The organism is Mycobacterium sp. ABE4_509, from assembly GCF_056160785.1.
The window spans coordinates 1-11918 of record NZ_JBSWXU010000155.1; the positions used below are offsets into that span (position 1 = coordinate 1).

Consider the following 11918-nt stretch of genomic DNA (forward strand, 5'->3'; position numbering starts at 1 on the left):
GCCCCGGACCGCACTCCCCGTTCGACCGGCCCGTCGGCGCGGCCCGCGAACTCGCGTTCACCGTGCTGCCGCTCTCCGAGCTCAAGGCGATCGGGGCGGCGCAGCCGGACCGTGCCACCGTCAACGACGTACTGCTCGCGGTCGTCGCCGGCGGGCTGCGCCGGTGGCTGAGCGCCGAGGGCGAATCGGTGCACCGGCTGCGGGCCCAGGTCCCGGTCAGCCTGCACCACCGCGACGAGTCGGCGACCGAGCTCGGCAACCGCGACTCGTTCATCAACGTCGACCTGCCGCTGGCCGAACCCGACCCGCTGACCCGGCTCGACCTGATTCGCGCCGAGACCACCCGGCGCAAACAACTCGGCGACGCCGAGGAGCTGTTCGACCTGTTCCACGCGCTCGGCCGGTTCCGGCATCTCGGGGCCGCGGTGCAGCGGCTGGCCGGCAGCGCTCGCGAGTTCAGTGTGGCGATCTCCAATGTGCCCGGCCCGGCGGCGGCCGTCGGGGTGGCCGGCCGGCGGGTGCTGCACCTGTTCTCGTCGTCGGAGCCCGCCGTCCACCACGCGCTGCGCATCTCGGCGATCTCGTGTTCGGGCGATATCGGGATCGGGATGTGCACCGACCCCACCGCGTTGCCGGGAGTGGCCGGCCTGGCCGACGGCATCGAGGCCTCCTACACCGAGCTGCGCGCCGCCGCGCTGGGGTGAATCAGTGTGCTGGGCGACCCCGGCGGCACGCTTATGAAAATATTATTCTCGGCGTCCTTACTGGTGGAGAGCATGTTCCGGATGGCGAGGGGCCCCTAGGGGTCGCGCCGAGTTTTCCGTCAACTAAGGTTGATACGCGGTGTGGGTGAGATGGGAGCGTCCCGTCCCCCGCCCTGCGGGGAACGGCGCAGCTATGACTTCGCCCCCGAGACCGCGGTAGGCGTGCGCATTCCTCGTGATTGCTGGATGAGCGCACGCATGACCCTTTTTCCGAGCGCGTGCGCACGATGACGGAAAAAGAAAGGTCCCATGACTACCACGACCACCCAGGACAATGCAGAACTGCGGTTGCGTGAACAGAACTACGGTGACGACCCGCTAGCCGATCGCGATACCGATCTCTACCGGGGCGAATACGTCATGAGCTTCGTCGAGAAATGGGACGAATTGATCGACTGGGATGCTCGGGCCCAGTCCGAGGGCCGGTTCTTCATCGACGTGCTGCGCGCACGGGACAAGAAGAGCGTGGTGGACGTCGCCACCGGCACGGGGTTCCACTCCGTGCGCCTCACCGAGGCCGGCTTCGACGTCACCAGCGCCGACGGCTCGGCGGCGATGCTGGCCAAGGCGTTCGAGAACGGCAAGAAGCGCGGGCTGATCCTCAAGAGCGTGCAGGCCGACTGGCGCCAGCTGAACAAGGCCATTCAGGGCAAGTACGACGCCATCATCTGCCTGGGCAACTCGTTCACCCACCTGCACGACGAGCAGGACCGCCGCCGCGCGCTGGCCGAGTTCTACGCCGCGCTGCGCCACGACGGCATCCTGATCCTCGATCAGCGCAACTACGACGAGATGCTCGACCACGGGTTCACGACCCAGCACAAGTACTACTACTGCGGTGACCAGGTCACCGCAGAACCGGAGCACATCGACGACGGCCTGGCCCGGTTCAAGTACACCTTCCCGGACGGGTCGGAGTACACGCTCAACATGTTCCCGCTGCGCAAGAACTACGTCCGCAAGCTGATCCGGGAGGCCGGTTTCGAGCGGGTGCGCACCTACGGCGACTTCCAGGAGACCTACCAGGAGAACGAGCCGGACTTCTTCGTCCACGTGGCCGAGAAGTCCGTCGAGGACAACACCGCCGCCGCGGTCACCGACGCCGCCGAGGCGTACTACGACAGCGACGACGCCGACAACTTCTACTCGATGGTCTGGGGCGGCGAAGACATCCACGTCGGGTGCTACGAGCAGACCCGCGACATCGGCGCGGCCGGTGTCGAGACGGTGGACCGGATGGCCGGCATGCTGTCGAACCTCGATCCGAACAGCGTGGTGGTCGACCTCGGTGCCGGGTACGGCGGATCGGCACGGCGGCTGGCCAGCCTGCACGGCTGCAATGTCACCTGCGTGAACATCTCCGAGACGCAGAACAACAACAACCGGGCCAAGAACCGGGCGGCCGGACTGGACCGGCAGATCACCGTCCTGCACGGCAGCTTCGACGACGTGCCGATGCCGGCTGAGAGCGCCGACGTCATCTGGTCGCAGGACGCGTTTCTGCACGCCCCCGACCGGCGCAAGGTGATCGAGGAGGCCTTCCGGCTGCTCAAGCCCGGCGGTGAACTGGTCTTCACCGATCCGATGCAGGCCGACGACGTGCCCGACGGCGTGCTGCAGCCCGTCTACGACCGGCTCGACCTGCAGGATCTGGGGTCGATGCGGTTCTACCGGGAGGCCGCCCAGGCCATCGGGTTCGAGGTCGTCGACCAGGTCGACCTGGTGGGCAACCTGCGCACCCACTACGACCGGGTGCGCGAGGAGCTGGAATCCCACCGCCCCGAGTTGGAGCAGAAGTCCTCGGTGGACTATCTGGACCGGATGGTGATCGGTCTGCGCAACTGGGTGGAGGCCGCCGACGGCGGTCACCTGGCGTGGGGCATCCAGCGGTTCCGTAAGCCCGCCTGATCAGGCTCAGCAGCACCGAACGTCCCGAGACTTCCTCGGGACGTTCGGCGTTCGTCGGCCGGCCGTGCGGTCAGCGCATGGCGCGTTCCACGAGGGGAAGCACCTCGTGGGCGAGCAGCTCGATGGTCCGGCGCACGGTGTGCTGCGGCATCCCCATCCACTGCACCCGGGCGATCAGCCGGGTGAACCCGATCGTGGTCGCCAGCGTCACCAGCTGCTCGGCACAGTCCTGCGGCGAACCGATGATCACCCGGCCCGCCAGCAGTTCGGGAACGTCGCCCGCCGCGCCCGGGTCCTCGACCACATCGGTGAACAGCCCCCAGCGGTCGAACACCCGATAGCTCGCCTGCAGGTAGGGCACCGCGTCGCGCAGCGCGGTGGCACGGTCCTCGGCGACCACGATGTTGCGCAGCAACGGGAAGTCGGCGGGGTCGGGTTTGCCCAGTTCGGCCAGCCGGTTCCGGAACACCCCGACCTGTTCGGCGATCACCGATTCGACCAGATGCGAGGACGCCACCCAGGTGTCACCGACAGTGGTGTCGGCCTGTTCGGCGGCCCGCAACACCGATCGGTTCACGCTCCCGCCGAGCCATACCGGCGGGCGCGGCGACCGGACGGGCCGCAACGCCAGGGTGGCGTCGCGGATCCGGTAGAACTGTCCGTCGACGCTGACCTGCTCCTGCGTCCACAGCCGGGTGATCAGGTCGAGTGCCTCGGCGAACCGGGGGACCCGTTCGCGGCGGTCGATGCCGAGCAGGGTGAACTCGTCGCCGGCCCAGCCCGCCGACACCCCGAGGGTGAACCGTCCCCCGCTGATCACATCGAGGTAGGCCGCCTCGGCGGCCACCTGCAGGGGGTGGTGGTGCGGCAGGATCAGCATGCACGTCGACAACGACATCCCCGCCGCGGCCGGTGCCAGGTGCGCCAGCGTCGTCAACGGCGGCAACCATGCCGCCGCTCCGTAGTTGAGGTGGGTGCCGATCGTCACCCCGTCATAGCCCGCGTTTCGGGCTGTGGCGACCTGTTCGACGTGCTCGGCCAGGCGCACGGCCAGCGGGTCGGTCGGCGGATGCTCGGGGTTGATGAACAGCGTCAGCCGCATACGACCAACCTAGGCCGAGGCAGAGGACGCTGCGGGCAGGTTCGGCGGGCGCTCTACGATGTGTCGGTTGCCTCGACCGCGACCGATGGAGGACCATGCCGAGCTGGATCGCAGACCTGGTACGCCTCGACGGCGGCGACGACACTTTCTGTAGCACAGCCGCTTTCGGTACCGCCGGACGCCTGTTCGGCGGGTTGATCGCCGCCCAGGCGCTCGCCGCCGCCGGCGCGACGGTCGACCCGCACCGGCTGCCGCAGTCGCTGCACGCGTACTTCATCAAGGGCGGCCGGGTCGGCGTCGATGTGGAGTACGTGGTCGAACGCACCCGCGACGGCAAGTCGTTCAACACCCGGCGGGTGACCGCCAGCCAGGACGGCGTCGCGATCTTCGAGATGCTGGCCTCGTTCCACCGGGCCGAAACGACCACCGATTGGCAGCGCCCCGGCCGGCCGAGCGTCACATTGGCCGATTCCACCAGGGCGACCGGGCTGCCGGAGCGGTGGGCCGACCAGTTCGAGGTGCGCACCGCGCGAGCGGGCATGGATGACTGGCCGGTCCAACCGATGTGGTTCCGCAGCCGCGACCCCATCGAGGACGACCCGCTGCTGCGGGCGTGCGCGCTGACCTTCATCTCCGATGTGGGCCTGGTGGCGGTGGCCCGGCCGCCCGACGCGGCGGCGCTGCCGAGCGGCGGGGCGGCCAGCCTCGATCACGCCCTGTGGCTGCACCGTCCGTTCGATCCGCAGCGGTGGCACCTCTACGACGCCGAGGCCGTCAGCCACAACGACGCCCGCGGCCTGGCCCGCGGCTCCGTCGTCGCCGAGGACGGCACGCTGGTGGCCAGCGTGGCCCAGGAGTCGCTCTGGCGGATCTGAGGGCCGGCCGGATCTGTTGTGCGGCGCCGTGTTCACGCCGGCCTGCCGGCGGCCAGCAGCCGGCACCGCAGCCCGAAATGGTCTGACGGCAGAACCCTCGGCAGTGCCGGCGAAACAGGCTCGGTGCCAATCACATCGATGCGATCCGGCCTCCAGCACTCGCCTGTGAGCAGAACTCGGTCGAAGCGCACCTGCCGCGGCTTCTTCTTGTTGTCGCGCAGCATCGGGTTGGTCGACGAGTCCTCGGTGAAGCCGGGATCGTGCGGATGGAGCACGGGCCAGAGGTCGCGATAGCGCGCCGGAATCCGGCGGTCCTCACCCTCGCGCATGTTGAAGTCGCCCAGGATCACCGCATCCTCGGCGGCGACCGTGCGGAACACCCGGCGCAGCTGCCAGGCCCGCAGCCAGGCGCCGTCCGAGCCGCTCTCCAGGTGCACCGAGCAGATCCGCAGAATCCGGCCGTTGACGGTGAGGTCGGCCTGCAGGAACCCGCGCACCCGCCGGCTCGGCAGCCGGGTGAAGGTGGCCGCGGTGATCGGCAGCCGGGACAGCATCAACACGCCGTAGCCGCCCACCCGGCCACCCGTGACACCGACGTGCAGATAGTGTTCGCGGACCCAGGGCTGGTCGAGCAGGACGGCCTGCGCGGTGGGGGTGACCTCCTGGAACACCGACACGTCGGGCATGTCGCGACCCAGCAGATCCGCCATCGCCCGATGGCGCTGCTCGGCGTGGAAGGACTTGTTCCACACGTTGAAGGTGGTCAGGGTCAGCTCGCGCCGTGCGGCGCCCCCACCCAGCGAGGCCTCTGCCCAGCGGCCGGCGGCCGCGTCGAACCTGCTGACCACGACGTGGCGGCGGCGCCGAGGCAGCGTGTGCCACCGTGGAATGTCCATCGCCTCGATATGGTGCCGGTCGGCCTGAACCGCGCAACACCCGGGCGGGCGCAGCGATACCGTGGGCGTATGCGCTGGCGGGGAGTGCACCACATCGAGATCAACGTGCTCGACTACGACAACTCGATCGAGTTCTACGACGGCATGTTCGGATGGCTGGGCTACCAGAGCTTCTGGACGCTGGACATCGAGTACCGCTCGACCTACTACATGGCGCGCTTCCCGGCGCCGCACAGCTACATCGGTGTGCAGCCGGCCGCCGGCGGGCAGCGGCGGCGCCACACCGAGCAGGCCGTCGGAGTCAACCACATCGCGTTGTGGGCGCGCAGCCGCCGCGAGATCGACCGCTTCCACGACGAATTCCTGGTGCCCAAACAGGTTCCCGTCGTGTATGCGCCCGCGGCGTATCCGCAGTACGCGCCGGGCTACTACGCCGTGTTCTTCGACGATCCGATCAACGGCATCCAATGGGAGCTGGCCCGGCTGCCGACCATCCCGTCCCCAGCGGCGATGTGGCGGTCCTGGCGCGCGCTGCGCCCCTACCAGCGGGCCCATCCGGAGTGGCAGCACTCGGCGGCCCGCCAGGCCATGCGGACACTGCCGGGACGTTCCCGCTGAGCAGGGCCCGGACCGCGGCGTTGCCAAGGCCTCGCGAACGGGCGCCCCAGATCTCCGATCATTTGCTGTCCGTTAAGTTGCTCGTTGAATGCGCAAGCTTCTTCGGCGTGCGGCGGCGACGGTGGCCACTTACTATCGACGCACGCGACAGTGCAGTCCCCAGCGGTCTCCCCCATCCGCCGCGGTGCAGAACCAGGACGATGCCAGTGACCCATTCCGTTGTGAAACTAGAGGTTGTGCACGTGCGACTGCCGTTACTCAGCTGGGCGTCGCAGCGGTACTCCAACCAACCCGAACGCCGCCGCTACTCGGTGATCGTCGACCTCTCCCGGCCCTTGGACCGCTACGAGGTGGCCGCCCTGAACCAGCTGCAAGCACTGGTGAAACCAACACCCAACAAGTTTGCTGTGGGCGTGATTGTCGATACCACTCTGGAGTTCGTGGAGAATTCGCTGTTCCGTATCAACCGGGAACTGTCCGACGCCGTGGCCCTCGGCGCCCGGCTCCAGGCCGCCGCGCTGGCCGCCGACGAGCAGATGGCCGACACCATGCGAAGGATCAACGCCCGGCTCGGCGCGGCGCACGTCGTCCGCGAGCCCCGCGAGCTGGCCGCGGGAACGGGCGGCGCCACACCCTCGATGCTGGTCGACGGCCCGCGCGCTGCGGTCGGGCAGGCCGCCGACGCCGCCAAATAGACCTGCCGACGCAGGTCCAGCTGCGATCATGGCTGGGTGAACCCGCCCCCGTCGACGGCGACCGACCCCCGTCGGAAGCCCGACCGGTCGACACCGAACCGACAGCTGGACACGCAGTCCGACCGGCCCGCACGCCGCGGGCACCTGGCCCCCTCGGCCGCCCGCACCCGCATCATCGGCTGGATGCTGCTACTGGTGATGGCCGCTCTGGCCGTGGCGACGTTCGTCACCTGGCGGCTGCTGATCTCGGCCGCCAACCACCGGATGGACCAGGCACTGCGGATCGAGGTCGAGGAGTTCAACGACCTGACCGGCCCCGGCATCGACCCGGCCACCGGCGCCCCCTTCACCAGCGTCGAACAGCTCATCCGCGACGCCATCGCCTACAACATCGCCCGGCCGAACGAGAAGTTCCTCGGCTACGTCGACGGACAGTTCCTGGTCAAGAGCCGCCAGCAGCCCGAGACCCCCGAGGTGTTGTCCGACGACGCGGCGTTCGCACAGCGCGTCGCGACGGTGACCGAGCCCGCCGAAGGCACCTACCGGCATCCGCAACACGGCGAGATCCGCTACCTGGCGATGCCGGTGACACTGGCGGGCGACCCCCGCCACGGGGTGATCGTCTCCGCGTTCTTCGGCGACATCGAACGCGCCGAGGCCGACCAGGCCGCACGGCTGATGCTCGCGGTGGGCGGGGCCACCATCGTCGGCGCGACGGTGGCGGCCTGGCTGATCGCCGGCCGGATTCTGCGGCCACTGCGCGACGTCGCCGAGACGACCCGCAGAATCACCGACACCGACCTGTCCGCCCGCATCCCCGCCCGCGGCGACGATGAACTGGGCAGTCTGGTGCGCACCGTCAACGGCATGCTCGACAGACTGGAGGCCACCGTCTCCGAGCAGCGCCGGTTCACCGACGACGCGGGTCACGAGCTGCGCACCCCGATCACCATCGTGCGCGGCCACCTCGATGTGATGAATCCCGACGACCCCGCCGACGTGGCCGCCACCGTGGCGCTCGTCGACGACGAACTGGAGCGGATGAACCGGATGGTGTCGGACCTGCTGCTGTTGGCCCGCTCCGAGCACCCGTCCTTCCTGCACCTGTCGGCGGCCGACATCGGTGAGCTCACCCGGCACGCCTTCGCGAAGGCGACCCGGCTCGGCGAACGCGAGTTCGTCCTCGAAGCCGTCGCCGAGGGCAGCGCGGTGCTCGATCCGCAGCGGATCACCCAGGCCCTTGTCGCACTGGCCGACAACGCATGTCGCTACACCCGAGACGGCGACCGGATCTCGATCGGCTCGCAGATTCGCACCGGCGTGCTGCGGCTGTGGGTCGCCGACACCGGCCCGGGCATCGCCGACGCCGACGCCGAACGGATATTCCAGCGGTTCTCGCGCGGCGGCGCGGCCGCGCGGCAGTCCGACGGCGCCGGTCTCGGGCTGTCGATCGTGCGGGCGATCGCGGTGGCACACGGCGGCACCGTCGAGGTGGACTCCGGCAGCGGGTCCGGGGCCCGGTTCACCATCCTCATCCCGGTAGTGGGTGCATGATGCCCCGAATCCTGCTGGCCGAAGACGAGCAACGCATTTCGAGCTTCATCGACAAGGGCCTGACCGCCAACGGGTTCGCCGTGACGATCGTCGAGGACGGTCAGTCGGCCTACGACTACGCCACCTCCGGCGACTTCGACCTGATGATCCTCGACATCGGACTGCCCGCCCTCGACGGCTTCGAGGTGCTGCGCCGCCTCCGTAGCGACCGCAGCCGGCTGCCGGTGATCGTGCTGACCGCCCGCGACAGCGTCCAGGACACCGTCGCCAGCCTGGAGGGCGGCGCAGATGACTACATGCCCAAGCCTTTCCGGTTCGAGGAACTACTGGCCCGGGTGCGGCGGCGCCTGGTCACCGAGCGGGAAGCCGAATCCAGCGTGCTGTCCTGTGGCGGTCTGCAGCTGGATCTGCGCACCCGCCGCGCCACGGTGGACGGCAAGGTCGTCGACCTCTCCGCCCGCGAGTTCGCGCTGGCCGAGACGTTCCTGCGACATCCCGGCCAGGTGCTCTCCCGCGAACAGCTGCTCAGCCACGTCTGGGGTTACGACTTCGACCCGGGCTCCAACGTGATCGACGTCTACGTGCGCTACCTGCGCCGCAAGCTCGGCGCGGACCGGTTCGTCACGTTGCGCCGGATGGGCTACCGGCTCGACGAAATCCCCTGACCCGAAACACGACTCCGCACCCACCGTGGTGGGTGCGAAGCGTGCCGGGCAGCTCAGCGGGCCGGTGCCACGTCGACGGCCACGGTCACCGTCTGGGTGATCGGCGGCAGCTGCGCGGTGTCGACGAGCAGGATCGCACCGGAGTCCTGGGCCCCGTTGGCCAGCGTCTTGGGGGTGAGCTCGAAAGGCGGGGTGTCGTTCTCGATTCCGACCAGCCCGTAGTCGCTGTCATTCGAGATGATCAGCGTCTGACCGCCGTCGGGGGTGACCACCCCTTCGACCTTGTCATGGCCGAAGAACCCACCGTCGGGGTTGAGCTCGGTCAGCAGGGCGCCCAGATCCAGCTTGAGCGTCTTGGCCGCCACCTCGACACCGGCGGCACTCAGCTTCTGGACGGCCTGGGCATCGGTGCTCACCCCGACGAACGCCTCGATCGGCTGACCGTCGACGAGCAGTCCGCCCGCGGCGGCGTCGTAGCGGGCCCCGGGGACCGCCGAGTTGGGTCCGACGCCGGTGGCCGCCGAGATGTCGGCGACGTAGATCTTCTTGTTGCCGTCGGGCGCCAGCGCGGTGTCCCGCTCGTCGATCAGGAACTCGGTGTCGCTGAGCGCGGTGATCTCCGAGACCAGCACCTTGCTGCTCTGCGGATCGGCCAGCGGCAGCAGATACACGCTCGATTCGCGGGTCGCCAGGTCGACGGTGACGATACGGGTCAGCGGCACGCCCTTCGCCGAGCCGTCGATGCCCGGGGTGGCCAGCGCCGACTGCATGACACCCACCAGCGTCGACCCGTCCGGGGTGAGGGTCAGCCCCTCCATGCCGCGGTTGGGGTCGCGCATCGCCAACTCCCCCGGCAGCGAGCCGTCATAGGGCGAGAGCCGCTCCAGCTCGGTGCCGTCGGCGTCGAAGTGGATCACGAACGGCCCGTACTCGTCGGCCACCCAGAACGTTCCGTCGGCCAGCGCGACCAGCCCCTCGCTGTCCAGGCCCCGATCCGAGTTCGGCATCGGGTTGCCGTCGATGTCGACCATCGTCTCCCCGCCGGTGTCGCCCACGTCGACCACCAGGCCGTTGAGCGGGTTGCCGTCGGGATCCTTGAGGACGATCACCTGTTCCTCGGTGGCGACCCCGTCGGCCAGCGAGTACCGGACGATCTGCGGGGAGTAGGCGGTCACCGGCACGACCTTCTCGTTGTCGGTGCGGCCGTCGACATTCGGGCCGCGGTCGGTGAGTCCGTAGATCTGGTCGGGGTGGCCGGGGACCGCGGCGATCGCCGACCCGGCGCCGCTGCTCTGCACCGGCACCCCGCCCACCGTCGCCATCGGCGGCGTCGGCACGGCGAACACCTGCACCGCGTCGGTGGTGGTCATCGTCAGCTGATCGGTTCCGGTGAAGCCCTCGTCGGGGGTGTACACCACGCTGCCGTCGCTGCCGTGGCTGAGCTGCCCGTTCGCGGGCTGCTCGAACGCGACCGGGGTGGCGCCGCCGGTGGCCGCCAACAACTGGCCCGGGGTGATGGTCAGCGACTGCCCCTGCCCGGTGCTGAACCGCTGCTGCTCGCCCGAATGCGTGGCCGGTTGCTGCGCCGCGGTGGTGTTCGAGTCCGGCGAGCAGGCGAGCACGGTGACGGCGAGCGCGACCGCGCCCGCGCTGCCCAACAGTCTCCGTCCGGTGCGACGCTCCATGATGTCCTCCTTGTCACTCGTCGGGATCGGTTGTCCCGTCCGTCCCTTCCAGGGTTTCGGTGCAACGTGAGAGAGCCGGGAGCCGCAGATGAAGGCCTTCTCATCCGGCGGCGTCGGCCAGCCAGCGCCGGGCCAGCACCAGCCGGCCGGCGGTGTGGGAGACCCAGTCGCCCAGACGATTCCGGAACGGTCCGGTCGCCAGCCCCAGCACCACCGCGGCGGCGCGGCGGCACAGTTCGCCGCGGTCGACCCGCTGGGCGGCGTGCCCGAAAACGGCCGAGCAATAATCCTGTGCCCGAAGGTGATCCAGCCCGAGCACCGACAGATGCCCGATCAGCGTCGCCCATTCGTCGACGCGCTCCCCGGGGCCGGCGGTGTCGACGTCGAGCAGCCCGCTGATCCGGGCTCCGTGCGTCAGCAGCTGGGCGTGGTAGAAGTCGCCGTGCACCGCAACCAGTGACGACTGCTGGGCGGGACCGGACAGCAGCCCGTCGACGATCCGGTCCGCCGCCGCGGACAGCTCGGCCGCGGCCTGCGCCGACACCGCCGGATCGGCGGCCGCGCAGATGCGCAGCACCTCGGCGCTGCCGCGCACCCGCTGCGGCACCGAGCGAACCGGGCCCAGCTTCACCAGCTCGGCGGGCAACCGGTCCAGCAGCGACTCCAGGGCCGCAGGCGCCGGCAGCGGTGCCGCGCCGGCGTCACCGGTCAAACCGTCGCGCAGCATCGTGCCCGGGGCCTGCGCCAGCACCAGCAGACCGTCCGGGCGGTAGCCCAGCACCGGCGGCACCGGTAGTACCGCCGACAGCAGGTCGTGCCGGACGCACAGCTCCCCCACCGCCGCCGGGCGCACCACCTTGAGGAAGTAGCGGTGCTCGCCGGCACGGAACTCCAGCACCGCCCGCTGCGCGGGCCGGTATGCCCGCACCGCGAGTTCGGGGTTCCCCGCGACGGGCAGCCCGAACTCGGACAGCATCGCCGCCACCGACGACGGAGCCTCGGCCGCCCGCAGCGCGGGCAGCGCCGGATCCTGCGGCCAGCGCCACACTCCCACTTCGACCGGTTCACCCTGGTGGGTCCCCGCCAGCACGGTGGCCCCGTCCGGCAGCGTGCTGCCCGCGACCGCGACCAGCGCCTCGGGGCTGCGGCTGCCGTC

Annotated in this window: 11 protein-coding genes; 7 read left to right on the forward strand and 4 right to left on the reverse strand. The window is 69.9% G+C overall.

Going from position 1 to position 11918, the window contains the following annotated elements:
• Both ACXAID_RS23775 and ACXAID_RS23780 read left to right on the forward strand, forming a co-directional pair.
• Nucleotides 1-704 (forward strand): WS/DGAT domain-containing protein (locus tag ACXAID_RS23775; RefSeq protein WP_475024643.1); only part of this gene is annotated, 704 nt, incomplete at its 5' end.
• A gap of 309 nt (nt 705-1013) precedes the next feature.
• Nucleotides 1014-2672 (forward strand): glycine/sarcosine N-methyltransferase, encoded by a 1659-nt coding sequence (locus ACXAID_RS23780; RefSeq protein ID WP_475024644.1) that lies wholly within the window; start codon nt 1014-1016, stop codon nt 2670-2672.
• A gap of 70 nt (nt 2673-2742) precedes the next feature.
• On the opposite strand, the gene ACXAID_RS23785 is transcribed toward ACXAID_RS23780, so the two are convergent.
• A complete protein-coding gene (locus ACXAID_RS23785; protein ID WP_475024645.1) occupies nt 2743-3774 on the reverse strand; it encodes an LLM class flavin-dependent oxidoreductase in 1032 nt (343 codons plus the stop codon).
• Nucleotides 3775-3869: 95 nt separating this feature from the next.
• Between ACXAID_RS23785 and ACXAID_RS23790 the strand changes: the two genes are divergently transcribed.
• Nucleotides 3870-4649, forward strand: coding sequence for an acyl-CoA thioesterase (locus ACXAID_RS23790; protein ID WP_475024646.1), 780 nt, complete (start codon nt 3870-3872; stop codon nt 4647-4649).
• A 32-nt stretch (nt 4650-4681) separates the two neighbouring features.
• On the opposite strand, the gene ACXAID_RS23795 is transcribed toward ACXAID_RS23790, so the two are convergent.
• Nucleotides 4682-5545 (reverse strand): endonuclease/exonuclease/phosphatase family protein, encoded by an 864-nt coding sequence (locus ACXAID_RS23795; RefSeq protein ID WP_475024647.1) that lies wholly within the window; start codon nt 5543-5545, stop codon nt 4682-4684.
• A gap of 69 nt (nt 5546-5614) precedes the next feature.
• Between ACXAID_RS23795 and ACXAID_RS23800 the strand changes: the two genes are divergently transcribed.
• From ACXAID_RS23800 to ACXAID_RS23815, 4 genes are all read left to right on the forward strand, one after another.
• Nucleotides 5615-6163, forward strand: a complete 549-nt coding sequence (locus ACXAID_RS23800) for a VOC family protein (protein WP_475024648.1) — start codon at nt 5615-5617, stop codon at nt 6161-6163.
• A gap of 200 nt (nt 6164-6363) precedes the next feature.
• The gene (locus ACXAID_RS23805; RefSeq protein ID WP_475024649.1) at nt 6364-6858 is read left to right on the forward strand and encodes a hypothetical protein; all 495 of its coding nucleotides are present in this window, start codon (nt 6364-6366) and stop codon (nt 6856-6858) included.
• A 36-nt stretch (nt 6859-6894) separates the two neighbouring features.
• On the forward strand, nt 6895-8412 hold the full coding sequence (locus ACXAID_RS23810) for a sensor histidine kinase (protein ID WP_475024650.1): 1518 nt from the start codon (nt 6895-6897) through the stop codon (nt 8410-8412).
• The gene (locus ACXAID_RS23815; protein ID WP_475024653.1) at nt 8412-9077 is read left to right on the forward strand and encodes a response regulator transcription factor; all 666 of its coding nucleotides are present in this window, start codon (nt 8412-8414) and stop codon (nt 9075-9077) included. Before ACXAID_RS23810 ends, ACXAID_RS23815 begins: the two co-directional genes overlap by 1 nt.
• Nucleotides 9078-9130: 53 nt before the next feature.
• On the opposite strand, the gene ACXAID_RS23820 is transcribed toward ACXAID_RS23815, so the two are convergent.
• Nucleotides 9131-10762 carry an esterase-like activity of phytase family protein gene (locus tag ACXAID_RS23820; RefSeq protein WP_475024651.1) on the reverse strand — a complete coding sequence of 544 codons (1632 nt, stop codon included), beginning with the start codon at nt 10760-10762 and terminating at the stop codon, nt 9131-9133.
• Nucleotides 10763-10862: 100 nt separating this feature from the next.
• A partial coding sequence (locus tag ACXAID_RS23825) for a hypothetical protein (RefSeq protein ID WP_475024652.1) occupies nt 10863-11918 on the reverse strand: 1056 nt, incomplete at its 5' end.

Bases quoted from the DNA above. Each gene is read 5' to 3' on its own strand.
- ACXAID_RS23795 (WP_475024647.1), bottom strand. From the start codon at position 5,545: ATGGACATTCCACGGTGGCACACGCTGCCTCGGCGCCGCCGCCACGTC.
- ACXAID_RS23820 (WP_475024651.1), bottom strand. From the start codon at position 10,762: ATGGAGCGTCGCACCGGACGGAGACTGTTGGGCAGCGCGGGCGCGGTC.
- ACXAID_RS23805 (WP_475024649.1), top strand. From the start codon at position 6,364: ATGCCAGTGACCCATTCCGTTGTGAAACTAGAGGTTGTGCACGTGCGA.
- ACXAID_RS23790 (WP_475024646.1), top strand. From the start codon at position 3,870: ATGCCGAGCTGGATCGCAGACCTGGTACGCCTCGACGGCGGCGACGAC.
- ACXAID_RS23800 (WP_475024648.1), top strand. From the start codon at position 5,615: ATGCGCTGGCGGGGAGTGCACCACATCGAGATCAACGTGCTCGACTAC.
- ACXAID_RS23815 (WP_475024653.1), top strand. From the start codon at position 8,412: ATGCCCCGAATCCTGCTGGCCGAAGACGAGCAACGCATTTCGAGCTTC.
- ACXAID_RS23780 (WP_475024644.1), top strand. From the start codon at position 1,014: ATGACTACCACGACCACCCAGGACAATGCAGAACTGCGGTTGCGTGAA.
- ACXAID_RS23785 (WP_475024645.1), bottom strand. From the start codon at position 3,774: ATGCGGCTGACGCTGTTCATCAACCCCGAGCATCCGCCGACCGACCCG.